The sequence below is a fragment of the Streptococcus shenyangsis genome (assembly GCF_006385785.1).
GTDB lineage: Bacteria > Bacillota > Bacilli > Lactobacillales > Streptococcaceae > Streptococcus > Streptococcus shenyangsis.
On the sequence record NZ_VFSH01000013.1, the window covers coordinates 31,394 to 57,976 of the forward strand.

Below are 26,583 nucleotides of genomic sequence, written 5' to 3' on the forward strand. Positions count from 1 at the left end.
TTAGTTCTCCTTTAGCACGTATTCTTCTATAGCCCAGGCGACAGCTTCCTCATCATTGGTCATTGGAGTCACCACATTTGCGACTGCCTTGACTTCAGGAACAGCGTTTTGCATGGCAACACCGAGCCCTGCCCATTCAATCATAGAAAGGTCATTGGCTTCATCACCACAGGCCATCACTTGACTTTGATCGATTCCCAGATGGCTGATTAGTTTGGCCAAACCTGTTGCTTTGTGTACATTCTTTGGTGACCACTCTAGCAACATTTCACGTGATTTAAAGATTTCATATTGTTCAAATAATTCTGGCGAAATCTTCTGAATGGCTGCATCCAAGGGTTCTTGAGCAAAGGCAGTCACGCACTTATTGTAGGTCATTTGACTAGATAAGTCTTCAAAGTCAACTGGAACAAAAGTCAAAGCTGGATTGAATTTGGCATAAAGACTTTCTTGGTCCGATTGGATTTGATAAACAGTTCCTTCTGAGATGGCATCAAGAGGCAGTGATAATTTCTCTGTTTCCTCATACAAGCGTGCCACATCATCATATGAAAAGACTGTCTTATCAAGGATTTCACCTGTATTTTTCTGAACCAACCCACCATTAAAAGTAATGGTATACTCATCTTCGTGGCCGTCAGTCCCTAGCTCATGGAGAAAGAAATCCATAGCTTTTAAGGGACGACCAGTTGTCAATACGACCTTGATACCACGATCACGCGCAGCTTTCAGGGTTGCCTTGGTACGATCCGTCAGCCTTTTATCAGTAGTCAACAAGGTCCCGTCCAAGTCCAATGCAATCAATTTTATATCTGCCATTATAAGCCCTCCATATAAGCTATAACCGACTGGTCCTTATGGTGACCAATCACAGTCTCTGCTAATTCTAAAATTTCTGGTCGCGCATTTTCAGGAGCTACAGGATGACCGACAACCTGCATCATGTGCAAGTCATTTAGATTGTCTCCAAAAGCCATAACCTGATCCATTGTGATACCAAGTTTTTTAGCTAATTCAACAATGGCTACTCCCTTATCGACATAGTCCAGAACAATATCAATAGATTCAAAGCCAGTTGTCATGGCCTTAACACCAGGAACATTTTCATTTACCCAAGCTTCTCCAGCTTCTAGCGTTTCTTCTGTGAAGTTGGTTGTAAATTTGAAAATATCATCTGTGATATCTTCCAGGCTCGCTACTTTTTGGATATTTTCATTATAATGCTGGCTCTCTTTCAAATAGGTCGCATCAACCGTATCTAGCACATAAGAGCCCTTCTTCCCAGTCAAGAGCAATTTATTGATATCTACATAAGGTGACATTTTCAGCTTTTCAAAAGTTGATAGATAAAACTCACGAGACATAGTCGCTTCATACAAGTCTTGACCTCGATATTCGACCAAACTACCATTTTCAGCGATGAAAATAATGTCATCACGAACATCAGCAAATAATTTTTCTAAAGACAGAAATCCCCGCCCCGAAGCCACCGCAAAATAAATCCCTTTTTCCTTGTAGGAAACTAAAAGAGACTTGAGGCGGTCCATATCAAAGCGTCCATTAACATCTAGGAAGGTTCCGTCCATATCCGTTGCTACTAGTTTAATTGTCATCCTTCAATACTTTCTAAATCTTTTAACTTAACTGAAACAATCTTTGAAACACCTGATTCTTGCATGGTCACTCCATAAATGGAATCAGCCGCTGCCATGGTCCCCTTACGGTGAGTTACGACGATGAACTGACTGTCCTTGTCAAAGCGGTTGAGATAATCTCCAAAACGTTTAACATTGGCTTCGTCCAGCGCAGCCTCTACTTCATCCAAGATAACAAACGGGATAGTCTTAACTCGAATGATAGAGAAAAGCAAGGCTAGAGCTGACAAAGCTTTCTCCCCACCACTCATGAGGTTGAGAGACTGGATTTTCTTGCCTGGAGGTTGGACAGAAATTTCAACCCCAGCTGTCAGCAAGTCTCCTTCAGTCAAAATCAAGTCAGCCTGACCTCCGCCAAACATCTGCTTGAAGGTCACTTTAAAGGACTCACGAATAGCTTCAAAGGTTGATTTAAAGCGTTCCTTGACCTCATCATTCATCTCTGTGATGGTTTCTAGGAGCAGGTTTTTCGCTGACAAAATATCATCTCGCTGGCTATTTAGGAAATCCAAGCGGCTGTGAACTTCTTCGTACTGTTCAATAGCTTCCAAATTGACAGGACCCAGTGAGCGAATAGCCTTCTCTAAATCCTTAACCTCTTGCTCCGCCAGATTGAGATTTTCCAACTCATGCGCCTTTTCTAGAGCTTCAGTATAGCTAATCTGATATTGGTCTGTTAATTGACTTTGTAGATGGCGCAAACGCTCGCTGATCTTTTCTTTCTTGGCTTCAGCACGTGTTTGCTTGCGAATCCACTCTTCATTCTGCTGGCGAGCCTGTTCCAAATGACTGGCAATATCATCCAGTTGACCCTCGATATCATCCAACTCAAACTGCTTGCGAATCAAACCTTGTTGGAGATTTGTTTTCTGAGTTTTGGCTTCTTCGGCCTGCTGGGCTAGAAGCTCTGTATCAACCTTCTCAAGATTGTCAACCTTTTCTTGAAGAAGGCGCTGGATTTCCTCTTGTTCGATATCTAAATTGTCCAATTCCTTGCCTAAACGCTCAATATCAGCCACTTCATAACGTTTTTGCCCTTGCAGTTCTGTCTTAAGCAGGCGAGCTTGCGCTAGCTCTTCCTGCAAGTTTTGATAGCGTTCTTGGATGGCGTTTTTGTTAGACTTAATCCCTTCAATCTCAGCTTCCAGATTTTTCTTTTCACTGGCGATTGTAGTAAGGCGCTCTTGGCATTTTTCCTTATCCGCTTGCCAATCTCCCTCAGAAAGACGATTTAATTCCTCTTCTTGGAGTTTCCAAAGAGTTTCCAGTTCCTCAACTTGCTGACTAGTCTGCTGATAAGCGAGGGACAAGCCTTGCTCCTGAATACGAGCCTGCTCTCCCTGAGATTTGATGGCCTCTAACTTTTCTGTCAATGAAACCATCTCATCTTGCAAATTCTTCAAACTCGCTTCATCTGTACGCAAGCTTGCTTCTTCTTCAGCAATTTCTTTTTGTAATTGCTCCAGTTCTGGTTTGATGAAAATGCTATTATTCTGGCGATTAGCTCCACCCGCATAGGAACCACCTGTACGAAGTTCTGTCCCATCCAATGTCACCATGCGAACCTGATAACGAACTTGTCGAGCAGCTGCACGCGCATGTTCTACAGTATCAAAAATAGCTGTTGTTGCTAGCAAGTTCTTGAAAATAGCTTCCAGTCTAGTATCGAATGTCACCAACTCATCTGCCATGCCAAGGAAACCTGAGCTTGTAGCAATAGCATCTTGGTTCTGACTAGAAATCGTACGCGCCTTGATAGTGGTCAAAGGAAGGAAGGTTGCACGACCAGCTCTGTTTCGTTTGAGGAAATCAATCGCCTTGGTTGCCGCGTTTTCATCTTCCACGATGATATGCTGGCTGCTAGCTCCGAGCGCGATTTCCAGCGCAGTTTGATAATGCACATCAAAGGTCAGGTGCTCACTGACTGCCCCAATAATCCCACCAAGGCGGTCTTTTTCTTGGAGGACACTCTTAACACCTGCATAAAAGTTACTATGATTTCTCAGGATATTTTCCAAACTTTGGGCTCTAGCCTGTTTGTTTTTGAGACTATCCAGACGGTCAAAGAGTTGACTTTGTTGAGTTTGATAGGAAGTTTCCTGCTCCTCTTGCTCCTTGGCACAGACTTGGTAGTCGGCCAGTAATTTCTGAACTTGCTCCTTGGCAGTTTCAAGCTCTTCTTTTTGATGACTAGCCTTCTCTTTAGCTGTAGCTAACTGTTCTTTCAGCTTTTCTAATTGATCTGCTTGTTTTTGAGAAAGCTGACGACTATTTTCCAACTCATTCTCAATACGAGTCAGTTGGTTTGAGACATCCGCTTCTTCTTGTAAAAGAGCTACAAAGCGTTCACGTAAGAGCTCAATCATCTGATCAGGATCATCTGAAAAAGCTAGTAATTCAGCTTCTAAACGATTGAGTTTTTGATTATTTTGAATTAGATTGTGTTCTAATTGTCCCAAGTTCGCTTCTTTTTCAGCCTTTTCCTGATTTAGAGCCTTTCTCTTATCCTCCAAAGCAGCCAAACGGGCTTGTGCCTCCTGTTGATTCAGGGCCACTTGCTCGGACTCCAGTTTCGATAGGGCTAATTTTCTTTCTAAATCACTAATCAGACTGGTCAAATCCATCAAACTGCCTTGGTCTTTGGCCATTTCAGCTTGTAAATCTTGGCGTTGCTTTTTAAGAGTTTGGTTTTCTTCTTCTAATTTTTCACGCTTTTGGTAGTAACTCGTCAAGAGTTCCTGAACCTGTGCCAACTCTTCTTCTGTCGACTCTAGTTCAGCCTTATTTTCCTTGATTTGAGCAACTAAAACATCCAAGTAAATAGCCTTGCGTTGACCTTCTAAGTCTAGAAACTTACGAGCATTTTCAGCTTGCTTCTCAAGAGGCTTGATTTGATTATCCAACTCGTAGATAATGTCTTCTAGACGATCTAGATTATCCTGAGTTTGCTGCAGTTTACTCTCTGTCTCTTTTCGACGAGTCTTATATTTCAAAACTCCTGCAGCTTCTTCAAAAATAGCTCTGCGTTCTTCAGGCTTGGAGTTGAAAATCTCCTCAACCTTCCCTTGGGAAATGATAGAGAAGGAATCTCGTCCCAAACCTGTATCCAAGAAAAGATCATGAATATCACGAAGACGAACTTTCTTGCCGTCAATCTTGTATTCGCTATCACCACTACGATAGATATGGCGTTCTACCCTGATTTCTTGACCTAAATCCTTGATAAATCCATCATTATTATCCAAAGTCACAACTACAGAAGCATAATTGAGCGGTTTGCGACTTTCAGTTCCAGCAAAAATGACATCGGGCATCTTGCCCCCACGGAGACTCTTGACACTAGACTCTCCCAAAGCCCAACGCAGACTTTCTGTAATATTCGACTTTCCAGATCCATTGGGTCCAACAACTGCCGTAACACCTTGGTCAAATACGACCTTGGTCTTGTCAGCAAAAGACTTGAATCCCTGAATTTCGATTTCCTTTAAATACATGAATCCAGCCCTTTCTCAACGGCATTTTTGGCAGCTTCCTGCTCTGCTAATTTCTTAGAACGGCCTTGACCTTGACCAATGCTCTTACCTTCAACAAGAACTTCTACATCAAAAACCTTATCGTGGGCAGGACCCGTTTCAGAAATCACCTGATAACGAATAGCCACATCTCCATTGACCTGAAGTAACTCTTGGAGATGGGTTTTGTAGTCTGTAATCATCTCAAACTCGCCTGCTTCAACCTTAGGAATCATGACTTGATAGATAAATTCCTTGACCTTGGCCACATCCTTGTCCAAAAGGAGGGCACCAAGAAAGGCTTCAAAGGCATCGCCAAGAATGGTGTCACGATTTCGACCACCAGATTTTTCTTCTCCCTTACCCAGCTTGATAAACTGGTCAAACTGGCAATCACGCGCAAAACCAGCCAAACTCTCCTCGCGAACAATCATGGCACGGAGTTTGGACAAATCACCCTCAGGCTTTTTAGGATATTTTTTATACAGATATTCTGAAATCAATAACTGTAGAACAGCGTCTCCTAAAAATTCCAAGCGTTCATTGTGTGAAATTTTTAAGAGGCGGTGCTCATTGGCATAACTCGTATGAGTAAAGGCAGTCTCCAGTAAGTTTTTGTCTGCAAATTCGATTGCAAAATGGTTTTTAAGTACAGTTTGTAATTCTTTCATACCAACCTCTTTCTAACTGATAACAGTCCTTTTTATTATATCAAAAAAAGCCCCCTGAGTCACTTTAAAACGGGACTGGAGGAGATTTGGGCATTCTATAGAATATGATTTTCAGTTTTAGGGAAAAATTTGAGGCAGGATAAAGAAAAAAGCCCTATTAAAGGCTTTTTAGGATGTTTACATCCACCCTGAGGGAATCGAACCCCCATCTCAAGAACCGGAATCTTACGTGATATCCATTACACTAAGGGTGGAAACCTGTTTTATTATAACAGAAATTTGCTCTAATAACAAGTTTTTTCTAGACGGATAGCCCGTCTTAGTGGGAAGCATCCCCATTCCAGATTGAGTTTTTCACGATCACATAATCAACGTGTTTAAGGTCAGCAACCTGACGTCCACCTGCGTATGAAATGGCACTTTGAAGGTCTTGTTCCATCTCAGTTAAAGTGTCTTGCAGATGACCTTTGGCAGGAAGCAAGATGCGTTTTCCTTCCACGTTCTTATAAGCTCCTTTTTGGTATTGGGAAGCTGAACCGTAGTATTCTTTGAATTGTTCACCATCAACTTCAATTGTTTTCCCTGGACTTTCGATGTGTCCTGCAAAGAGGGAACCAATCATAACCATGCTGGCACCGAAACGGATAGACTTGGCAATATCGCCGTGAGTACGAATTCCTCCATCTGCAATGATTGGTTTACGTGCAGCCTTGGCACACCAACGGAGAGCAGCCAACTGCCAACCACCTGTACCAAAACCAGTCTTGACCTTGGTGATACAAACCTTACCAGGACCGATTCCAACCTTAGTCGCATCCGCACCAGCATTCTCCAATTCACGCACAGCTTCTGGTGTTCCCACATTTCCTGCAATAACAAAAGTATCTGGTAATTCTTTCTTGATGTGTTGAATCATAGAAATCACGCTATCCGCATGACCATGGGCAATATCAATCGTGATGTACTCAGGAGCATCAGCCTTGAGCTGGCTGACAAAATCATACTCATAATCCTTAACACCGACAGAGATAGAAGCAATGAGCCCTTGCTCATGCATGCGCTTAATAAATGGAATACGTCCTGCCTCATCAAAACGGTGCATAATGTAGAAGTACCCACCTTTAGCCAATTGCTCTGCTACACTTTCATCCAAAATTGTCTGCATATTAGCTGGCACAACAGGTAGTTTAAAGGTGTGCTTTCCTAGAGTGACACTTGTGTCCGCTTCTGCACGGCTTTTAATCACACATTTATTTGGAATCAATTGAATATCTTCGTAATCAAAAATTGGAAATTCATTTAACATATCGATGTCTCGTTTCTTTTGTAATGACCTACCTATGCTCTCGCATCACTACGCCTTTTCCGACGTTTCCTTAATTTATTATAAAACAAAGTACAGTTTTTGTCAAATAATTTTATAATTTAAATTATATTGTTCGGTTTTTACTTATATCAAAGACAAAAAAGTGGAGAGATTATTTTCTCCACACTTCTTCTCTATCCTAATAATACTCGCCCTGACGATAGTCCCATGAGTTAAAGGTGTCTGACAGGTGCATCATAATCTTATCAATGTCAAGCCCTTTGCGGATTACAACTGGAGCTGGTGAAGTTGAACGTGCTCCCCCTTGTTCTGGGATGAGTTTGCCGTCTTTATCGACCATAGACACCATCACACCTTGCTCATAGCGTGTTTCAATCGTTTTGTCAGGTTGGATAGATGCCACATAATCATCTGCTTCAATGACAAGATCTACTGCTCCTTCGATACGTTCTCCGATACCTTCTACCTTACCACGATTTCCTTTTCCAGATGGGTTTGCAGATGAGGCATAAACCATCTTGCCTTCTTCCCAAAGTTTGGCAGCCAATTGTTCACCCGCTTTCCCAAATTTGATAACAAAACAGCTAGTACCACGCACGTCAGTCATGAGTTCTTCACGGCCATCCCCATAAGCTTTTAGTTTTTCAAAGGCTTCTGGTTTCCAAGGAAGGATACAACCAAGAAGAATATCTTCGTTCCAATGTTTTTGGTAGAAGGCTTCAATTTCTGGGTTGAGTTGTGCTAAAGCACGAAGCTCATCCATGCTACCGCAGAGAACAACACCTGGTTTGTTACGATTGCGTTCTTTGGCTGCGAACTTACGCTCAAGTCCTGCCTTGTCACTAGTCATGATGATGTAACCAACTTTGGTAGGGCAAACGATACAACCGCCCTCACCTTTTAAAATGTCATAGCCTTCTTGTGAAAGTGTTCCGTTCCATTGAATGTGTTTTGTCATAATTCTATTTCCTTTTCTAATTTTCTTCTAATCCTGCCAGTAGGCTGGTCGGTGTTTTTCATAGGTAGCAATCAAATCTTCATACTGCAAAGTAATACCGATATCATCCAAACCATTTAAGAGCTTGTGTTTCCATTCGCTATCGATTTCGAAAGTGAATTCTCCAACTGGTGAGATGATTTTTTGTTGTTCCAAGTCCACAGTTACCTGATCAGTTGGTTTCAAGTTGGCTAGTTTCTCTCGAACCTCTCTGGGCTGAACAATGGGCAACATGCCATTATTAAGTTCATTATTGTAATGAATGTCACCGAAAGATCCTGCAATCACGACCTTAAAACCATAGTCTGCTAAGGCCCAAGCTGCATGTTCCCTCGAAGACCCTGCGCCGAAGTTATCCCCTGAAATGAGAATACTGGCTTTGCGATATTCAGGTCGGTTAAAGACAAAGTCTGGATCCTCAGTATAGAGATCATCTAGATAACGCCAAGCATACATAAGGTACTTACCAAATCCTTTTTTATCAATTAACTTGAGAAACTGCTTGGGTAGGATTTGGTCGGTGTCGATATTATCATTCATAAGAGGAACGGTCGTTCCCGTATAAACTGTAAATTTCTCCATATCCTCTCCTTACTGGGCTTCTGGCATTTGCCGAACATCTACGAATCGCCCTGCGATAGCTGCCGCAGCTGCCATGGCTGGACTGCAAAGATGAGTCTTAGCACCAAAGCCTTGTCTGTCTTCAAAGTTACGGTTGCTGGTTGAAGCGCAGTGGACACCATCTGGTACCTTGTCAGGATTCATCCCTAGGCACATGGAACAACCCGGGTCTCTCCATTCAAAGCCAGCATCTAAGAAAACTTTATCCAAGCCCAACTTCTCAGCAGCTCGTTTGACAGGACGAGAGCCCGGAACCACGATAGCCGTTAAGTTGGGTGCTATTTTCTTCCCTTTAACAAATCGCGCAGCCAGTTGCAAGTCGCTGAGACGAGCATTGGTACAAGAACCGATAAAGATATAGCCTAGTTCAATATCAGCTGGCTTTTGACCAGGCTCCAAGTCCATGTAATTGTAGGCTCGCTCATCATTCATATCCTTAATTTCTGGGAAGCTACTGTCAAAGTCAACGCCCATAGCTGGATTGGTTCCCCAGGTCACCATGGGAGCCAATCCTGAGACATCCATCTGGATAACCTTATCATAAACGGCATCCTCATCACTGACAATTGTTTTCCAATCCGCCACAGCCTCTTCGAAGTCCTTTGGAACACATTCCCGTCCTTTTAGATAATCATAGGTGGTTTGGTCCGGATTCATGATTCCCATCTTAGAACCAAACTCGATGGACATGTTGCAGATGGTCATTCGCTCTTCCATGCTCAGTGCATCAATCGCTTGTCCCCGATATTCCACTACATAGCCAACACCACAAGCAACACCGTACTTGGCAATCAAGGCTAAAATGTAATCCTTGGAATAAACTCCTTTTTGAGGAACTCCAGTGAATTCAACCAGCATTTTCTTGGGTTTGACCTGCCAGAGGGTCTGGGTAGCGAAGACATGCTCAACCTCACTAGTCCCAATCCCAAAGGCGATTGCTCCGAAAGCTCCGTGGGTTGCTGTATGGCTGTCTCCACAAACAATGAATTTTCCTGGTTGAGTCCGTCCTGTTTCTGGACCAACCATGTGAACGATTCCTTGCTTTTCGGAACCGTGGGCCGCATGTTCAATCCCAAACTCCTCAACATTTTCAGCTAGCTTATCAATTTGTGCCTTAGAAATGACATCTCGAATATCGTAGATATTGACCGTCGGGACATTGTGGTCAAAAGTTCCAAATGTCAAGTCTGGTCGTCTCAATCTTCGTCCTGCGTCTCGCAAACCTTGAAAGGCTTGAGGGCTGGTCACTTCATGAATATAGTGCTGATCCACATACATGAGCTGGGGTTGCCCCTCTTCTCCTGTGATGACATGACGGTCCCATAATTTATCAAAAATCGATTTTCCTGCCATCCATTACCTCCAAATAACATATAAGACTACTAGTGTGGTCACCATCCCAAGAAACCAAACTGTTTTAAAGTACCATTTTCTAGTCTTGTGATGAAAGGTGATTCCTGCAAACCAAGCTCCAAAACCACCACAAGTAAAGGCTAAAATGAGTAAGATTTTCTCTGGGATGCGCCAAGTTCTTCTCCTTGCCTTGGATTTGTCAATGCCATAAATCAAGAAAACCATGACATTCCAAATCAAGAGAACTAGAGTAATTTTTTCGTCTAACTTCATAACCTTGCAATAATGGCTTCTGTCATTTCCTTGGTCGAAGCCTGTCCTCCTATATCTCTCGTTAATATACCAGCCGCCAAACTTGCCTCGACAGCATGCTCGATACGCTCTGCATCCTCATAACGTCCGAAACTATCTCTCAACATCATGGCCACTGATAAAATCATGGAAATAGGATTTGCAATTCCTTGACCTGCAATATCAGGAGCTGAACCGTGAATGGGCTCATAGAGACTTGATCCATTTTCAGAATGACTGGCTGATGGCATAACTCCAAGTGTGCCAGATAAAACGCTTGATTCATCAGAGAGAATATCTCCGAAAAGATTTTCTGTCACGATGACATCAAACTTGGCAGGATTGGTAATCATAAGCATGGAAGCTGAGTCGACTAGCTGGTGCTCCAAGGTTACATCTGGGAAATCCTGTGAGACCTTCTCAGCTACTCTCCGCCAGAGTTTTGATGTTGCCAACACATTTTGCTTATCGATACTAGTAACGATTTTTCTGCGATTTCTTGCAATCTCAAAGGATTTACGAACAATCCGCTCCACTTCCTCATAGCTATAGTCGTTGATATCACGCGCTTTTCGCTCTTCAAGAATATGATCTCCAAAGTAAATCCCGCCTGTCAACTCACGCACCACGACAAAGTCTACACCAGCAATTCGTTCTGGTTTAAGAGGTGACAAATGCTTGAGACTCTCAAAAATCTTAACAGGGCGAATATTAGCATAGAGATTGAGTTCCTTACGCAGAGCCAGCAAGCCTTGTTCAGGCCGAACCGCTGCACTATCATACTGAGGACTACCGATAGCCGCTAGAAGAATGGCATCTGCTTCTCTACTTGCCTTGAGGGTTTCATCAGGTAAGGGATGCCCTGCAGCATCAATACCTGCACCTCCAAAAGGTCGTCTATCAATCTCATAGTCAAAGCCTGTTTTTTCAGCTAGGGCTTCCAGAACCTCTAACCCAGCCTCCATGATTTCTGGACCGATCCCATCCCCTGCTAGAGCTACTATTTTCTTTGTCATAGCATTCTCCTTTACACACTAGGCATGTCGCGATAGGAAACACTGCGTCCCATCTCACCAGCATTCTCTTTTTGAACAAAAGTATTAGCATTGATATAGGCAATAGCAGAAGCCTTCAACACATCGAAATCAAGACCTGCTGCATTAAAAATAGTTTCTGTATCTCTATTTTCAACAGTGACCAAGACCCGAGCTTGGGCATCGATTCCATCTGTCACCGCATCAATGGTATAGGACACCAAGCGAACAGATTGATTGAAGAACTTGTCGATAGCGTTAAAGATTGCCTCAACGGAACCTTGCCCTGTCGCATTAAATTCGACTTTCTCACCATCCATATTGGCTAGGCTAACAAGCGCTTCGATGTCATTATCTGCATGGGTTTGCAGTTGTAAATCATCAAAGTGGAAGCCTTCTGGATTTTCAACCATGGTTCCAGCTACCAGAGCACGAATATCTGCATCTGTGATTTCTTGTTTCTTGTCGGCCAGCGCCTTGAACTTAGCAAAGAGTGGCTTGATGTCCTCTTCCGTAAAATCTAGGGCTAGTTCTCTTAGTTTCTCAACAAAGGCATGGCGACCAGATAATTTTCCAAGAGGAAGACTGTTACTCTTAACACCAACCAATTCAGGGGTGATGATCTCATAAGTGAGAGGATTTTTAAGGACTCCGTCTTGGTGAATACCAGATTCGTGAGAAAAGGCATTTCCACCGACTACCGCCTTGTTTTTAGGAACTGGAATTCCTGAGAAGCGAGAAACCATTTCTGACGTATTGATGGTTTCGTTTAAGACAATACTGGTTTCTGCTTGGTAGTAATCTTGGCGAATATTGAGGGCTACTGCAATTTCTTCCAAAGCAGCATTGCCAGCTCGTTCTCCAATACCGTTAATGGTTCCTTCAACACGCCCCGCTCCATTCTTGACAGCAGCAAGGCTATTAGCTACTGCCATTCCAAGGTCATCGTGACAGTGAGGCGAATAGATAATCTTACGGTCTGTTTTTACATTCTCAATCAAGTATTTGAAGATAGCTCCGTATTCCTCTGGTGTGGTAAATCCTACCGTATCAGGGATATTGATATAAGATGCACCTGCATCAACCGCTGTTTGAACAACTTGCAAGAGAAAATCCAACTCCGTTCTAGTCGCATCTTCAGGAGAGAATTCGACAACCTCAAACTTAGAACGGGCATAGGAAACATGCTCCTTAATAGCTTCCAAAATTTCCTCTTTGTTTTTATTCAACTTAAATTCCCGATGGATAGGACTAGTAGCGATAAAAACATGGATTTGTGGATACTTAGCATCCTTAAGTGCTTCATAACAAGCGTCAATATCTGATTTAACAGAGCGAGCTAATCCAGTCACCGCTGTTTTCTTCAAGACCTTGGCGATTTCCTGCACTGCTGTGAATGAATCAGGACTCGCCGCCGGAAAACCAGCTTCAATTGCCGAAATTCCCCATTTTTCCAGTTGTCTTGCAATGGCAATCTTTTCCTTAATAGAAAAATTAACACCTGGTGTCTGCTCACCATCTCGAAGGCTAGTATCTAGAAATTCAACTGTTCTCATAAGATTTCCCCTTTTCTAAATTTGGTTTTAAAAAAACATCTCGCTCGGAGTTCCAAGCGAGATGTTGATTTACTCCCGCTTGGTAAGCCAAACAGGACTAATGCATTTTGCACTAGCCCGAGTATCTCAACAACAAAGCAAATTGATTAAACTTAGCTGTTTTCATGTTTGACTTTCTCCTTCGTTTGATATCTTGTTTAGTATTTTAGCATAGGCAAAAGTAGTTGTCAAGAAAAAAATCCAATATTTTCTGAAAATTTCTTCAGTAGAGAATATTTTGCTAATTGAAAATTATTGAAATGTTTCATTTTTTAGAGGTTAAGTTCCAACTTTTTTCCATCAATTCTAGTACTTCTTCATCTGATAAAGTATCATCAAGGGACACACTAATCCAGTAACGTTTATTCATATGAAAGGCTGGATAAATGCCCTTGTGTGAAAGCAAATCAGCTACTTGGTCATGTTTGAGATTGACTGCTTCCACTTGACCTTCTCTTCCCTTTTCCAGCTTATCCCAAGAGATTTTCATCAAGACGGTATACCACTTTTTATTGCCTTCATGTCTTAAGACTGCTGTATCAGGAGATTTCTCCCACAGATATTCCAACTGATTACCATATTTTTCCTGAACCTGAGTCATAATTCGTTTAGTCTGAGGACAGATATAGTCCTGCACATCAAAACAAGCCTTCCGAATCTGGTAAAGAATCTCCAGACAAGCCTTACGGACACTTGCAACAAAACTTCCTGTCATACTTTCCATATGAACTTGAGGATAGAGGTCGCCCATTTCCTGATCAAAGACCTGAAAATTCACATTATCAGCAGTTATGGACACAGTCATGACAAAATCACCCTGCAAAATCATGCAGCTATAAGTCCAAACTCCACTACTTTCTACAAAACCATAGGCACGAGCCTTTTCTTGATTAAACTGATAGGATTTAAAAATTTCAAACATAAGTGAAAACTGCTACCCAAAGCTAGCAGTTCCTTTCTATTTTTTAAAAGACAACCTTAGTTCCGTGCAATTGTGTCACACCTAGCTGATCGATAAAGGTTTGACGGTTGTCAAGGTCAATCCCCCCACCAGGTAGAATTTCAATTTTACCTTTAGCATGCTCCAAAATTTTGTGATAGTGAGCAAAGCGTTTCTCTAGCGAATCTCCAGACACACCAGCACGAGTTAGGATACGAGTGACTCCAGCTTGGCTAAGCCAATCAATAGCTTCCAGTTGTTCTTCATCACTCAATTCATCAAAGGCCATGTGGAAGACAATTTCCATTCCATTTGATGCAGCAATTAACTTCTCCAGATTAGGCTTATCCAACTTTTTATCAGCAGTTAAAGCCCCAAATACAACCCCTTGACTTCCAGCCTGAGCAGTCAACCGAATGTCTTCTAGCATAATAGCAATTTCTAGGTCATTATAGACAAAGTCGCCACCACGTGGACGAATCATGGTCATGATGGTCGTATCGTAGTTAGCTGCCAATTCAACCGCTGCCTTGGTCACTCCATAGCTGGGAGTTGTCCCACCAACTGCTAGATTGTCACAAAGTTCGATTCGACGAGCTCCAGCCTGCATCGCTTTTTCAAGCAAGGTCACATTTTCAGCACAAAATTCGTAAATCATTTGATTCTCCTTGAGTATTACTTTAAATTTATTATATCATATTGTTGTGAATATGCTTTCATTTATATCAAGGAAAATAGTTACTATTTTTTATTCTTTGTCTGGAATGACCTTGAAGAGATAATAGGTGATAAAGATGGTCAAAGCTCCCAGACCGATTTTGACTGGTAAGAGAGGGGCAAAATAAATAGAAATTCCCATCAAGATGTAGATAGATACGATGATTTTTTTCTTTCGTTCACGCGCAATAGACTTAGTCTCGCGAAAATCAGCTACATATGCTTGATAGAGCTTGGTATGATAAAGCCAGTCTTCGAAACGCTTGGAACTTCTGGAGAAACAAGCAATAGACAGTAAAAGAAAAGGTGTTGTAGGTAACAAGGGTAAAACAACCCCAACAATAGCCAAGGCCAGTGATAAAAAACCAATTATCAAATAGATAAGACGCATAACTTCTCCTAGTTAATACTCTTCGAAAATCTCTTCAAACCGCGTCAACGTCGCCTTACCGTAGGTATGGTTCCTGACTTCGTCAGTCTTATCTGCAACCTCAAAGCAGTGCTTTGAGCAACCTGCGGCTAGTTTCCTAGTTTGCTCTTTGATTTTCATTGAGTATAAAATAATCTTCTTCTAGTTTCGCATAAAATGATGAATTTTGTCAAGTTCTAACCAAAAGAGCCTGAAATTCACTTTCAGGACTCTCCTCTTATTTAATCTTTTCTTCTTCGTAATCACCCTTGCTGCAAACAACCTGCTTGCCACCACCACGGACTTTTTTCTCCATGAGGAAGTTGCCACATTTTGGACAGTCACGACCAACAGGCTTGTCCCAAGAGGTAAATTCACATTCTGGATAGCGATTGCAACCATAGAAGAGGCGGTTACGCTTGGTTTTACGCTCAATGATTTGTCCCTGATGACAACTTGGACACTCAACACCGATTTCTTTCACGATTGCTTGGGTATGACGGCAATCTGGGAAATTGCTGCAAGCGTAGAACTTACCAAAACGACCAAGTTTAATAACCATTGGACTGCCACACACTTCACAATCAAATCCAGCTGGTTCATCCTTAATCTGGATTTTCTCCATTTCTTCTTCAGCCTTGGCAACCTCTTTAGAGAAAGGTTTGTAAAAGGCATCAATGACACGTTGCCACTGCTCTTTTCCGACTTCGACGTCATCCAGTTTGCCTTCCATTTCAGCTGTAAAGGTCACGTTTACGATATCTGGGAAATATTCAACGATGAGCTTGTTAACAATTTCTCCCAACTCTGTTGGTTCAAAACGTTTGGCTGCAAGGCGAACATAGTAACGTTTCTGAATAGTTTCAATGGTTGGTGCGTAGGTTGACGGACGTCCAACCCCATTTTCCTCCAAGGTCTTAATCAGTGTCGCTTCAGAATAACGAGCAGGCGGTTGAGTGAAATGTTGCTCTGGTTTGCTATTGACCTGCTTGACCACATCGCCAACAACCATATCTGGTAACATCTTATTCTTGTCAGAATCATTATAAATGGCAAGATAACCATCAAACTTAACCTGACTACCATTGGCAGCAAATTGAACTCCATTTTGAGACAATTTAACAGCCATGGTATCAAAGACAGCAGCTGTCATCTGACTCGCTACAAAACGATTCCAAATAAGAGTATAAAGCTTGAGCTGATCCTTGTCTAAATACTTAGCGATGCTTTCCGGTGTATTAAAGACACTAGACGGACGAATAGCCTCGTGGACATCCTGAGCTCCTGAAGCATTTTTGACCTTGCTACCATGCTTAGAATACTTGCTACCAAAACGATCCGTAATGAAACTTGCTGCTTCGTTCTGCGCTACAGGGCTGATACGAGTTGAATCGGTACGCATATAGGTAATCAAACCTTGGACACCAGAACCGATATTAATCCCCTCATAGAGCTGTTGGGCAACCATCATGGTCTTTCGAGTACGGAAATTGATTTTATTAGCCGCATCCATCTGCATAGATGAAGTAGTATAGGGTAATGGAGCATTGCGTTTGCGCTCTTTCTTATCCACCTGATCCACTGAAAAATCTTTGCTAGTCAGACGAGACAAGACTTCCTTGACCTCATCATTGCTAGTCAGTTTCATCTTTTTACCATCTACTCCATAGAAGGAAGCCTGAAATTGCTTGGTTCCCTTTTTAAAAACAGCATCAATTGTCCAGTATTCTTCTGGCTGGAAGGCATTGATTTCATTCTCACGATCAATGATTAACTTGAGCGCAATAGACTGTACGCGCCCTGCTGATAAACCCTTCTTGACCTTCTTCCACAAAATAGGCGAAATCGAATATCCTACCAAGCGGTCTAGGACACGACGAGCCTGTTGGGCATCGACCAAGTCCATATCAATCTTACGAGGTTCTTTAAAAGCATTTTTGACCGCATCTTTGGTGATTTCATTGAAGACCACACGGTTGGCATCATTTTCATCCAAGTTGAGAATATGGGCCAAATGCCAAGAAATCGCTTCTCCTTCACGGTCCGGGTCACTTGCCAGAAAGACTTTATTAGCTTTTTTGGCTTCTTTTTTCAAGTCATTGATAAGAGGACCTTTTCCTCGGATATTGATATATTGCGGTTCATAATTATTTTCAATATCGACTGACATACTGGATTTCTTCAAATCTCGAATATGCCCAACACTGGCTAAAACCTTGTAGTTTCTGCCGAGATATTTTTCAATCGTTTTGGCCTTAGCAGGCGACTCCACGATTACTAGATTTTTTTTAACTGTTGATTTTTTCTTTTTTGTTGCCGTAGCCACAGTATCACACCTTTTCAAAGTAATAAACTTTATAAAGTGTAAACCATTTTGCCATAACTGTCAAGACTTAGCTCCAATATATAGAAGAAAAGTTTGTCTAGTAAGCAGACTTTCTTCTTATACTCAATGAAAATCAAAGAGCAAACTAGGAAGCTAGCCGCAGGTTGCTCAAAACACTGTTTTGAGGTTGCAGATGGAAGCTGACGTGGTTTGAAGAGATTTTCGAAGAGTATTAAAATTCAAATTCCGCAAGAACATCCTTCCCACTTGTAACCAATTTTGCTCCTTCTTGGATCAAATGATGGCAACCGTCTGATAGTCCATCTAAAATGCTACCAGGAATAGCAAAGACATCGCGTCCTTCTTCCATTGCCCTCTCACAGGTGATGAGACTACCTGAGCGCATCTTGGCCTCTGCTACAATCACGCCACGGCAAAGTCCAGCTATGATGCGATTACGGGCAGGAAAATGAAATTTCAGAGGTTGTTCGCCAGGGCCATATTCACTAAGAACCAGATGGTCATCGCCGATGTAGTCTTGCAAGCGTTTATTGGCTTTAGGATAAAACACATCCAGCCCTGTTCCAATCACAGCAATGGTTTTGCCGCCATTCTGAAGAGCTGCCATATGAGCTGCTGTGTCAATTCCCTTAGCTAATCCACTGACAATAACCAGTTCATTTTCCAATCCTTGAATGACTTTTTCAACTGACTTAGCTCCCTGTTTGCTACAAGCACGACTGCCCACGACCGCCACCTTTGGAAATTTCAAGAGGTCGAGATTCCCCTTGTAAAATAAAAGCACAGGTGCATCATATATTTCACTCAAATCCCAAGGATAACAGTCATCTAAAATAGAGAAAGATGGAAATTTTTGAAACTCCTTCTCCAAATGCGCATCGTCTATCTGAAAATAACGTTCCATAAAAACAGCTGGATTTCGGCAATCTGATATATCTGCAATATCACCCAACAACAGTTCTTGATCGACATTTTCACCGTATTCTAGGACCTTCAAAATCTGTTGATTGCTCAAACCTGATTTTTTCAACTTATAGATTTCATAGTTTGTGATTTTCATAAATAACTCCATTTCTTTTTCTAGTCATCTATTTATTCGTAAAAAATCAAAAAAACATCCGACTATTTCAGCCAGATGTTGGAATCTTTAATTTTCGTTTTTAAGAATTTCTTCTAATTTATGGTAGTCTTGGACACTATCGATTTCATAGATGCTATTGCCTTCTAATTCTTCAACATAGACATCCAGTTCTTTGATATTATCCTTAACCATATTGTCCCAGTAGAGATCAACAAATTCTCCACTTGCATAAGCCTTGTCAATAAAGCTGACAATTTTTTCTGCAGTTGGAGCATCCCAGAAGGATACACCACTAAGAATGCGGCCTGCCTTGCTATCAACAGTAATGTCTTGAACCTTATAGTCATCTCCATAGACCAAGAACCATTCGTTGGTACAATCTTCACGATAGACACTAAAATAAGTCGAACGAGTCAAATCATTGCGGAACATATTTTTAAAGAGATAATTATCGGCATCAATAACATAGCTGTTAGCTAATTCTTCTTTTACAAGATAGAGAGAGTAAAAGTTATTGTAGTCAGCGTATTTATCATTGAAGACGAGGCGAACACCATATTTTTCTTTCAAATAATCGAATTGTTCTTTAAGGTAACCAACAATGATGATGATGTCATTGATTCCTTTTTCTTTTAAAAACTCAATTTGGTATTCAATCAAGGGTTTTTGATTAACCTGAACCAAGGCTTTAGGGGTATTTTCAGTCATAGGACGCAAGCGAGTTCCCAAGCCCGCTGCTAAGATAATGGCTTTCACACGAATCTCCTTTATTCTTTAATAATAATATAAACTCCAGCAATGACGACAAGTGACGTAATAATTGTCAGCATATCTAGTGCTGTTCCCAAGAAGAGAGCTGCAAACAAGACCGTCCAAACTACATAACTCACGTTCAAACCTGTAGCCTTGGCTGGTTGCAAGCGATTAATAGCGATATAATAAGCCAAATAGGAAATCATATCAAAGGCTGCAAAGACAATCATAAGACCTAGTAATTGCCCATTGGCTACTTCTGCAAATGACTGATGAGAGAAGAGCACAATCACAAGATAAGACAAGAATGAAGTCACTTGACGAATTAAGAGGGCTTCGATTTCACTCAATTCACTTTCCATGGCAAAGGAGCTAAGAACACTCTCACTTCCCCATGCAATAGCACAAACCAAAGCAGAAAGAATCCCAATGTAGAAGGAATTGACCTGTTCAACCTTATAGGTCTGAGCAATAATCCCTGCAATAATCAAGACAATCCCAAATACAGTATTTTTTGAAATCTTGTGCTTCAAAAAGAAGAAAGCCAATAAAACTGAAACTGCAGGGTAGATAGCCGATACAGATGAAGCTAAGGAACTTCCAATATACTTAACTGCATAAAGATTGGCCTGCATACCGATAGGGCCTGCTAGCAAGGCTCCAATGATAACACTAACATTGCGAATATTTAAGAAAATTGAGAGACGAACTTTTCCTTCTTTTACCAAAAGAAAAGCTAGTAAGATAAAGATACTCAAGAAATCGTGAGCAGCGGCCACCACAAAGGGCGACAAATCTGTAAAAATCGAAAAGATATAAGCACTAATAGTTAGACCTAATCCCCAGAAAACACCTGAGAGTAGACCAAAAGAAACTCCATTTTTATTTTTCATCTGAACCTCCATAATATGACAAACCTTTAATAGCTCTTTGGTAACGGCTCACACCATAATCACCAAAATCTGCACCTTGCTCTTCTTTGTAAACTGTCCATAAACTCCAAATAGCGTCTTGTAAAATTTTATAAATGGCAATCTTTTCACGAGAGACAGGTGTTTGCTCACTCTCATAGCGAGACAAGAAGGCTTCTTCCTCTTGGGAAGTGAATTCAGATTCTAAAAATAGGGCTGCCAAATCCCACATTGGATCATTCATTGATGAATATTCCCAGTCAATCAGATATAGACGTCCTTGAGGTGATTCGATAAAGTTTTCAGGCACCAAATCGATATGGCAAGATTTTCTATCAACACCTAAGTCAGCCAGTCTTTTCTCTAAGGAGAAGACTTCTTTTCGAACTGCTTCATAGTTAGCATAAGGGATTTTTTCTTCAATCAAGGATTCGTATTTTTTGATTTCTTCAAAAGGAGCAAATTCTCCTCTTAATTCTTTGCCAGAGGCATGAATCGTTTGTAAAATTGGAGCAATTTTATCAAACTTAGTCTTGATTGACCTTGAATCAAGCGTGATAGCCGACTCAATATACTCATTTACTTTGATACCAGCCTCAATATCAAAAAGATAATTTTTGACATCTAGGTCTAAATCTTTAAGTAGTTCAAGATTGTACTTTTCATCTTGACGATTGATCAGCTTTTCTGTCCCTTTACCAAAGAACTTAACAATGTATTGCTTATTTGTTGTTTTGACCAAATAGTTTTGATTGGTCATTCCACCCAGTTGTTCAACACTGAGGACTTCCTCTTCTTGAGTAAGCAAGGAAGAAATTTTTTCTTTAATGATTTTCTCCACAATTAACCTCCAGCACTTATACTTCCCACTTAAACACTGTTTTAAAGGCTGTGTTTAAATCGGTCGCAAAGACACGGTGAATATCTTTAATTTCTCTTACAGGTTCTTCTAGATAAAGGATATTTTTAAGACGATTGGCAAATTTCTTGACTTCCATCATTTGGATGGCATTTTCAAAATCAATGCGACCAGAACGAGAGGACCCAACCAAGAGCAAGCCTTTTTCTAGGGCATCACGTGTATTGAGATTGGCTTTATACTCGCTAACACCCATCATGAGAATCGTTCCCTGAGGACGAATGTAGCGAATCAAGTCATTAATGGCTGGTCCAGTACCATCACCACCACAACACTCAAAAGCATGGTCAAAGGCCAAGTCTTCAGGAATATTATCAGTAATATAACATTCTTTAGCAAAAGAGAAGAGTTCCAATTTTTCCCAGTGACGACCAATAACCACAATCTCTGCTTCTGGCAAAGTATAATTGATAATATTGGCAACTACAAAAGCTAAACTTCCATCTCCGATAACGGCGATTCGGTCACGCTTGCTATGAGCAAGGTTCAATAAGCGATTCATGGCATGCATGCCAACACTAACAAACTCAGTAATGGCTGCAACCGTGTCTTCAATAGTATCATAAGCCACCACACGGTCTTTAGGGAGAGAAACAAACTCTCTCATAAAGCCATCAAATCCACTAGACAAGAAATGGGTCCCTGTCATGTAGTTCTCATAGAATTCTTCATCGCTCTGCATAGGAGGCTGATTGGGAATCATGACGACTTTTTGCCCAACCTCATAGGTTCCTGTCGGATCAGAAATAACGGTTCCACATGACTCGTGAATCATTGCCATTGGAAGCTTTTTATTCAAAATCTTGGGATCACGTTTTCCTTGATAGTAACGCTGATCCGCATGACAGACAGCCATGTAGTTGGGACGGATAAGGATATGATTCTCTTGGTCAATAGCCTCTTCCTGATATTTGACGTTGATAAACTTAGGCTTAGTTAGTTGATAAATTTGATTAATCATTTTACTAGTCTTTCTCAATCATACTTTTTGCAATCTTCAAATCTGTTACGGTTGTAATTTTTAGATTTGAATATTCACCTTTGGCCAAGGCCACATCTTTTCCTTTAATCACAAAGATTTTACATGCATCTGTCAAGATTTCTTTCTCTTCAGCAGAAAGAGAGCCATAAAGATCCATGAAGTCCTTGCAACGGAATGTTTGAGGTGTTTGTCCTTGATAGAGGTGAGCACGATTTGGAATATCTGTAATGAATTGACCGTTAGTGCTTTCAACGATAGTATCAACAGCTTCTACCACAGTGTCCACTGCGTCATGATTTTGGGCAAGTTTGATATTGTCTTGAATCATGCGAAGCGTAATAAATGGACGAACAGAATCGTGAGTAACAACGATATCCTCTGGAGTAAGCGGACGATAAGCATCGATAGCTTCAATGATTTTCTCAATACTCGTATTACGGTCAGCACCACCTTTTGTAATGATGATACGATCCTTATGAAGAGGTAGATATTTATCTACAAGATCCTCTGCATGAGAAACCCAGTCTCCATGAACACCAACTACAATTTTTTCAATACTTGGTTCCAAGACAAATTTTTCAATTGTATGAATCAAAATAGGTCGATCACCTAGCTCTAAAAATTGTTTTGGCAAGTTACTGATTCCCATACGTGTGCCAGTTCCACCAGCAAGAATTCCTGCATAAATCATCTATTTTCTCCTTTGTCTTACTAAAAAAACTTATTCTCTCTATTATACCACAATCTAGTCCTATCATAAAAGAAATATCGGTCCTCCCGTTCTAGAATAGAAGGATTAAGGAGTTCTATTATTCAAAGAAACTAGTCCATTTCTAGTAATGACTAGGAATTCTATAGTCATTACCAATAAATGGCTGTGAAATTTTAGAGTTCTCCAGAATAATATAATTTCCTTAAAAAAATCTTAAAATTAAGCTTTGAAACTTCAAAGCAATTACTTGGCTTACTACCCTTCATTTCTTATTAGCTAACTTTATGATATAATGAAAAACGAGGTAAATTGAATGAAAAGTATAAAATTAAATGCTCTATCTTACATGGGAATTCGTGTCTTAAATATTATTTTTCCCATCCTAACTGGAACCTATGTAGCGCGTGTCTTGGACCGAACTGACTATGGTTACTTCAACTCAGTTGACACTATTTTGTCATTTTTCTTACCCTTTGCGACTTATGGAGTCTATAACTACGGTTTACGGGCCATCAGTAATGTCAAGGATAACAAAAAAGATCTTAATAGAACCTTCTCCAGTCTTTTTTATTTGTGCATAGCTTGTACGATTTTGACCACCGCTGTCTATATCCTTGCCTATCCTCTCTTCTTTACTGATAATCCAATCATCAAAAAAGTATACCTTGTTATGGGGATTCAACTCATTGCCCAGATTTTTTCAATCGAATGGGTCAATGAAGCTCTGGAAAATTATAGTTTTCTCTTTTACAAAACTGCCTTCATCCGTATCCTGATGCTGGTCTCTATTTTCCTGTTTGTCAAAAATGAACACGATATTGTTATCTACACACTTGTGATGAGTTTATCGACACTGATTAACTATCTGATTAGTTATTTTTGGATTAAAAGAGACATCAAACTTGTTAAAATCAACCTAAGTGATTTTAAACCACTCTTTCTCCCGCTGACAGCCATGTTAGTCTTTGCCAATGCCAATATGCTCTTCACTTTTTTAGATCGCCTCTTCCTCGTTAAAACAGGAATTGATGTCAACGTTAGTTACTATACCATGGCTCAACGAATTGTGACCGTTATTGCTGGTGTTGTAACAGGAGCTATCGGAGTGAGTGTGCCTCGTCTCAGTTATTATCTAGGAAAAGGCGACAAGGAAGCCTATGTCGCACTTGTTAACAGAGGCAGTCGAATCTTTAACTTCTTTATCATCCCACTGAGTTTTGGACTCATGGTTTTAGGACCAAATGCCATCCTACTTTACGGTAGTGAAAAATATATCGGAGGCGGTATCTTAACCTCTCTCTTCGCTTTTCGTACGATTATCCTGGCACTGGATACCATTCTTGGTTCCCAAATTCTCTTTACAAATGGCTATGAAAAACGAATCACAGTCTATACAGTCTTTGCAGGATTACTCAATTTGGCCTTAAATAGTCTTCTCTTTTTTAACCAAATCGTGGCTCCTGAGTACTACTTACTGACAACTATGCTATCAGAGGCCTCTCTACTTGTTTTCTATATCATTTTCATCCATAGAAAACAACTTATTCACTTGGGACATATCTTTAGCTATACTGTTCGATACTCGCTCTTTTCACTTTCCTTTGTAGGAATTTATTTCCTGATTAATTTATTGTATCCTGTAGATATGGTCATTAATTTGCCATTTTTGATTAATACTGGTTTGATTGTCTTGCTATCAGCCATCTCTTATATTAGTCTACTTGTCTTCACAAAAGATAGCATTTTCTATGAATTTTTAAACCATGTCCTAGCCTTAAAAAATAAATTCAAAAGATCATAGGAGTATAGAATGAAACAACTAACTATTGAAGATGCCAAACAAATTGAATTAGAAATTTTGGATTATATTGATACTCTCTGTAAAAAGCACAATATCAACTATATTATTAACTACGGGACTCTGATTGGGGCAGTTCGACATGAGGGCTTTATCCCTTGGGACGACGATATTGATTTATCCATGCCTCGAGAAGACTACCAACGATTTATAAACATTTTTCAAAAGGAAAAAAGCAAATATAAGCTCCTATCCTTGGAAACAGATAAAAACTACTTTAACAACTTTATCAAAATCACCGACAGTACGACTAAAATAATCGATACTCGAAATACGAAAACCTATGAGTCTGGTGTCTTTATTGACATTTTCCCTATGGACCGATTTGATGATCCTAAGGTCATTGATACTTGTTACAAACTGGAAAGTTTTAAACTTCTGTCTTTCAGTAAACACAAAAATATTGTCTATAAAGATAGCCTTTTAAAAGATTGGATACGAACAGCCTTTTGGTTGCTACTTCGACCTGTTTCTCCTCGTTACTTCGCACATAAAATAGAGAAAGAAATTCAAAAATATAGTCGTGAGAATGGGCAGTATATGGCCTTTATCCCTTCTAAATTTAAGGAAAAGGAAGTCTTTCCAAGTGGTACTTTTGATAAAACAATCGATTTAGCCTTTGAAAATTTAATCCTTCCAGCACCTGAAAAATTTGATACTATTTTGACTCAATTTTATGGGGATTATATGACCTTGCCACCTGAAGAAAAACGCTTCTACAGTCATGAATTTCATGCCTACAAATTGGAGGATTAGGATGCAATATTTAAAAAAAGAAGAAATTAAAGAAATTCAACTAGCCCTGCTAGATTATATTGATGAGACTTGTAAGAAACATAATATTCCTTATTTTCTCAGTTATGGAACCATGCTTGGAGCTATCCGCCACAAAGGTATGATTCCCTGGGATGATGATATTGATATTTCTCTCTATCGTGAAGATTATGAACGTTTACTGGATATTATAGAGAAAGAAAATCACCCTCGCTACAAGGTTCTTTCCTACGACACTTCTTCTTGGTACTTCCATAATTTCGCATCGATTTTGGATACTTCTACTGTTATCGAAGACCATGTTAAGTACAAGCGTCATGACACCAGTCTCTTTATCGATGTCTTCCCAATTGATCGCTTTACAGACTTGAGCATTGTCGACAAGAGTTATAAGTATGTAGCCCTTCGTCAACTAGCTTATATCAAAAAATCACGAGCAGTTCACGGCGATAGCAAATTAAAAGATTTTCTTAGATTATGTAGTTGGTACGCTCTCCGATTTGTCGATCCCCGCTACTTTTACAAGAAAATTGATCAACTAGTCAAAAATGCTGCAACCAACACTCCTCAATATGAAGGAGGAATCGGGATTGGTAAGGAAGGAATGAAAGAAATATTCCCAGTTGATACCTTTAAAGAACTGATTTTAACTGAGTTTGAAGGCCGTATGTTACCAGTCCCTAAAAAATATGATCAATTTTTAACACAGATGTATGGTGATTATATGACACCACCATCAAAGGAACTGCAAGAATGGTACAGTCATAGTATTAAAGCTTATCGCAAAAATTGATTAAGGGCGACTATACAAACTACTAAAATAGAGGTTATTCAAAAACTTAATTTTAGTAGAAAATGAAGTAAATCTTCCCACAATAAAACGCATAATATCAAGTTGAACTGCACCCCAAAAGTTAGACAGAAAAAATCTAACTTTTGGGGTGTTTTTATTATGAAATTAACTTATGATGATAAAGTTCAGATCTATGAACTTAGAAAACAAGAATATAGCTTAGAGAAGCTTTCGAATAAATTTGGTATAAACAATTCTAATATTAGATACATGATTAAATTGATTGATCGTTACGGAATAGAGTTTGTCAAAAAAGGAAAAAATCGTTACT

General features: G+C 40.3%; 24 protein-coding genes, 1 tRNA gene and 1 pseudogene. 4 read left to right on the plus strand and 22 right to left on the minus strand.

Features of this window, described 5'->3' with window-relative positions:
- The 22 genes from FJR77_RS08705 to FJR77_RS08810 all read right to left on the minus strand — a co-directional run bounded on the left by FJR77_RS08705 (window position 1) and on the right by FJR77_RS08810 (window position 22,806).
- Window positions 1-819: a Cof-type HAD-IIB family hydrolase gene (locus tag FJR77_RS08705; RefSeq protein ID WP_140834437.1), complete on the minus strand. Its 819-nt coding sequence runs from the start codon at window positions 817-819 to the stop codon at window positions 1-3.
- Complete coding sequence (locus FJR77_RS08710) at window positions 819-1,613, minus strand: Cof-type HAD-IIB family hydrolase (protein WP_140834438.1); 795 nt, start codon at window positions 1,611-1,613, stop codon at window positions 819-821. The genes FJR77_RS08705 and FJR77_RS08710 overlap by 1 nt, the downstream gene beginning before the upstream one ends.
- Complete coding sequence (gene smc / locus FJR77_RS08715) at window positions 1,610-5,149, minus strand: chromosome segregation protein SMC (protein ID WP_140834441.1); 3,540 nt, start codon at window positions 5,147-5,149, stop codon at window positions 1,610-1,612. Before smc ends, FJR77_RS08710 begins: the two co-directional genes overlap by 4 nt.
- Entirely contained in the window at window positions 5,140-5,838 is a 699-nt protein-coding gene (gene rnc, locus FJR77_RS08720) for a ribonuclease III (RefSeq protein WP_000661487.1), read from the minus strand. Before rnc ends, smc begins: the two co-directional genes overlap by 10 nt.
- Window positions 5,839-6,020: 182 nt before the next feature.
- Window positions 6,021-6,092: transfer RNA gene (locus FJR77_RS08725), tRNA-Arg, on the minus strand.
- A gap of 65 nt (window positions 6,093-6,157) precedes the next feature.
- Entirely contained in the window at window positions 6,158-7,144 is a 987-nt protein-coding gene (locus FJR77_RS08730; protein WP_140834443.1) for a GMP reductase, read from the minus strand.
- Window positions 7,145-7,343: 199 nt separating this feature from the next.
- Entirely contained in the window at window positions 7,344-8,123 is a 780-nt protein-coding gene (locus FJR77_RS08735) for an L-threonylcarbamoyladenylate synthase (RefSeq protein ID WP_049539789.1), read from the minus strand.
- Window positions 8,124-8,150: 27 nt separating this feature from the next.
- Entirely contained in the window at window positions 8,151-8,744 is a 594-nt protein-coding gene (gene leuD / locus FJR77_RS08740; protein ID WP_049539790.1) for a 3-isopropylmalate dehydratase small subunit, read from the minus strand.
- Window positions 8,745-8,753: 9 nt separating this feature from the next.
- Window positions 8,754-10,136: a 3-isopropylmalate dehydratase large subunit gene (leuC, locus tag FJR77_RS08745; protein ID WP_140834445.1), complete on the minus strand. Its 1,383-nt coding sequence runs from the start codon at window positions 10,134-10,136 to the stop codon at window positions 8,754-8,756.
- A gap of 3 nt (window positions 10,137-10,139) precedes the next feature.
- A complete protein-coding gene (locus FJR77_RS08750) occupies window positions 10,140-10,409 on the minus strand; it encodes a DUF1294 domain-containing protein (RefSeq protein ID WP_140834448.1) in 270 nt (89 codons plus the stop codon).
- The gene (gene leuB, locus FJR77_RS08755) at window positions 10,406-11,443 is read right to left on the minus strand and encodes a 3-isopropylmalate dehydrogenase (RefSeq protein ID WP_140834450.1); all 1,038 of its coding nucleotides are present in this window, start codon (window positions 11,441-11,443) and stop codon (window positions 10,406-10,408) included. Before leuB ends, FJR77_RS08750 begins: the two co-directional genes overlap by 4 nt.
- 11 nt (window positions 11,444-11,454) lie before the next feature.
- On the minus strand, window positions 11,455-13,017 hold the full coding sequence (locus tag FJR77_RS08760) for a 2-isopropylmalate synthase (protein ID WP_140834452.1): 1,563 nt from the start codon (window positions 13,015-13,017) through the stop codon (window positions 11,455-11,457).
- Between the two features lie 304 nt (window positions 13,018-13,321).
- On the minus strand, window positions 13,322-13,978 hold the full coding sequence (locus FJR77_RS08765) for an MmcQ/YjbR family DNA-binding protein (RefSeq protein ID WP_140834454.1): 657 nt from the start codon (window positions 13,976-13,978) through the stop codon (window positions 13,322-13,324).
- Window positions 13,979-14,021: 43 nt separating this feature from the next.
- Window positions 14,022-14,654, minus strand: a complete 633-nt coding sequence (locus FJR77_RS08770; RefSeq protein ID WP_140834456.1) for a copper homeostasis protein CutC — start codon at window positions 14,652-14,654, stop codon at window positions 14,022-14,024.
- 90 nt (window positions 14,655-14,744) lie between these two features.
- A complete protein-coding gene (locus tag FJR77_RS08775) occupies window positions 14,745-15,104 on the minus strand; it encodes a YbaN family protein (RefSeq protein WP_001237214.1) in 360 nt (119 codons plus the stop codon).
- A 256-nt stretch (window positions 15,105-15,360) separates the two neighbouring features.
- A complete protein-coding gene (topA, locus tag FJR77_RS08780) occupies window positions 15,361-17,448 on the minus strand; it encodes a type I DNA topoisomerase (RefSeq protein WP_140860118.1) in 2,088 nt (695 codons plus the stop codon).
- 232 nt (window positions 17,449-17,680) lie between these two features.
- Window positions 17,681-18,529: a DNA-processing protein DprA gene (dprA, locus tag FJR77_RS08785; protein ID WP_140834460.1), complete on the minus strand. Its 849-nt coding sequence runs from the start codon at window positions 18,527-18,529 to the stop codon at window positions 17,681-17,683.
- Window positions 18,530-18,616: 87 nt separating this feature from the next.
- Window positions 18,617-19,306, minus strand: a complete 690-nt coding sequence (locus FJR77_RS08790; protein ID WP_000643974.1) for a sugar phosphate nucleotidyltransferase — start codon at window positions 19,304-19,306, stop codon at window positions 18,617-18,619.
- Window positions 19,307-19,317: 11 nt separating this feature from the next.
- On the minus strand, window positions 19,318-20,196 hold the full coding sequence (locus tag FJR77_RS08795) for a DMT family transporter (protein ID WP_140834463.1): 879 nt from the start codon (window positions 20,194-20,196) through the stop codon (window positions 19,318-19,320).
- Entirely contained in the window at window positions 20,186-21,055 is an 870-nt protein-coding gene (locus FJR77_RS08800) for a phosphotransferase family protein (protein WP_140834465.1), read from the minus strand. The genes FJR77_RS08795 and FJR77_RS08800 overlap by 11 nt, the downstream gene beginning before the upstream one ends.
- A gap of 16 nt (window positions 21,056-21,071) precedes the next feature.
- Window positions 21,072-22,094, minus strand: a complete 1,023-nt coding sequence (locus tag FJR77_RS08805; protein ID WP_000609881.1) for a ribitol-5-phosphate dehydrogenase — start codon at window positions 22,092-22,094, stop codon at window positions 21,072-21,074.
- Window positions 22,095-22,098: 4 nt separating this feature from the next.
- A complete protein-coding gene (locus tag FJR77_RS08810; RefSeq protein WP_000638487.1) occupies window positions 22,099-22,806 on the minus strand; it encodes an IspD/TarI family cytidylyltransferase in 708 nt (235 codons plus the stop codon).
- Window positions 22,807-23,140: 334 nt separating this feature from the next.
- Between FJR77_RS08810 and tacF the strand changes: the two genes are divergently transcribed.
- The 4 genes and pseudogenes from tacF to FJR77_RS08830 form a co-directional block, all read left to right on the plus strand.
- Window positions 23,141-24,628 carry a type IV teichoic acid flippase TacF gene (gene tacF, locus FJR77_RS08815; RefSeq protein WP_140834467.1) on the plus strand — a complete coding sequence of 496 codons (1,488 nt, stop codon included), beginning with the start codon at window positions 23,141-23,143 and terminating at the stop codon, window positions 24,626-24,628.
- A 9-nt stretch (window positions 24,629-24,637) separates the two neighbouring features.
- On the plus strand, window positions 24,638-25,441 hold the full coding sequence (locus FJR77_RS08820; protein ID WP_140834469.1) for a LicD family protein: 804 nt from the start codon (window positions 24,638-24,640) through the stop codon (window positions 25,439-25,441).
- Window position 25,442: 1 nt separating this feature from the next.
- Window positions 25,443-26,252 carry a LicD family protein gene (locus FJR77_RS08825; RefSeq protein ID WP_140834471.1) on the plus strand — a complete coding sequence of 270 codons (810 nt, stop codon included), beginning with the start codon at window positions 25,443-25,445 and terminating at the stop codon, window positions 26,250-26,252.
- Window positions 26,253-26,411: 159 nt separating this feature from the next.
- Window positions 26,412-26,583 (plus strand): annotated as a pseudogene (locus FJR77_RS08830) (IS3-like element ISSpn11 family transposase); the annotation flags it as partial.

Bases quoted from the DNA above. Each gene is read 5' to 3' on its own strand.
- FJR77_RS08705 (WP_140834437.1), bottom strand. From the start codon at position 819: ATGGCAGATATAAAATTGATTGCATTGGACTTGGACGGGACCTTGTTG.
- FJR77_RS08710 (WP_140834438.1), bottom strand. From the start codon at position 1,613: ATGACAATTAAACTAGTAGCAACGGATATGGACGGAACCTTCCTAGAT.
- smc (WP_140834441.1), bottom strand. From the start codon at position 5,149: ATGTATTTAAAGGAAATCGAAATTCAGGGATTCAAGTCTTTTGCTGAC.
- rnc (WP_000661487.1), bottom strand. From the start codon at position 5,838: ATGAAAGAATTACAAACTGTACTTAAAAACCATTTTGCAATCGAATTT.
- FJR77_RS08730 (WP_140834443.1), bottom strand. From the start codon at position 7,144: ATGTTAAATGAATTTCCAATTTTTGATTACGAAGATATTCAATTGATT.
- FJR77_RS08735 (WP_049539789.1), bottom strand. From the start codon at position 8,123: ATGACAAAACACATTCAATGGAACGGAACACTTTCACAAGAAGGCTAT.
- leuD (WP_049539790.1), bottom strand. From the start codon at position 8,744: ATGGAGAAATTTACAGTTTATACGGGAACGACCGTTCCTCTTATGAAT.
- leuC (WP_140834445.1), bottom strand. From the start codon at position 10,136: ATGGCAGGAAAATCGATTTTTGATAAATTATGGGACCGTCATGTCATC.
- FJR77_RS08750 (WP_140834448.1), bottom strand. From the start codon at position 10,409: ATGAAGTTAGACGAAAAAATTACTCTAGTTCTCTTGATTTGGAATGTC.
- leuB (WP_140834450.1), bottom strand. From the start codon at position 11,443: ATGACAAAGAAAATAGTAGCTCTAGCAGGGGATGGGATCGGTCCAGAA.
- FJR77_RS08760 (WP_140834452.1), bottom strand. From the start codon at position 13,017: ATGAGAACAGTTGAATTTCTAGATACTAGCCTTCGAGATGGTGAGCAG.
- FJR77_RS08765 (WP_140834454.1), bottom strand. From the start codon at position 13,978: ATGTTTGAAATTTTTAAATCCTATCAGTTTAATCAAGAAAAGGCTCGT.
- FJR77_RS08770 (WP_140834456.1), bottom strand. From the start codon at position 14,654: ATGATTTACGAATTTTGTGCTGAAAATGTGACCTTGCTTGAAAAAGCG.
- FJR77_RS08775 (WP_001237214.1), bottom strand. From the start codon at position 15,104: ATGCGTCTTATCTATTTGATAATTGGTTTTTTATCACTGGCCTTGGCT.
- dprA (WP_140834460.1), bottom strand. From the start codon at position 18,529: ATGAAAATCACAAACTATGAAATCTATAAGTTGAAAAAATCAGGTTTG.
- FJR77_RS08795 (WP_140834463.1), bottom strand. From the start codon at position 20,196: ATGAAAAATAAAAATGGAGTTTCTTTTGGTCTACTCTCAGGTGTTTTC.
- FJR77_RS08805 (WP_000609881.1), bottom strand. From the start codon at position 22,094: ATGATTAATCAAATTTATCAACTAACTAAGCCTAAGTTTATCAACGTC.
- FJR77_RS08810 (WP_000638487.1), bottom strand. From the start codon at position 22,806: ATGATTTATGCAGGAATTCTTGCTGGTGGAACTGGCACACGTATGGGA.
- tacF (WP_140834467.1), top strand. From the start codon at position 23,141: ATGAAAAGTATAAAATTAAATGCTCTATCTTACATGGGAATTCGTGTC.
- FJR77_RS08820 (WP_140834469.1), top strand. From the start codon at position 24,638: ATGAAACAACTAACTATTGAAGATGCCAAACAAATTGAATTAGAAATT.
- FJR77_RS08825 (WP_140834471.1), top strand. From the start codon at position 25,443: ATGCAATATTTAAAAAAAGAAGAAATTAAAGAAATTCAACTAGCCCTG.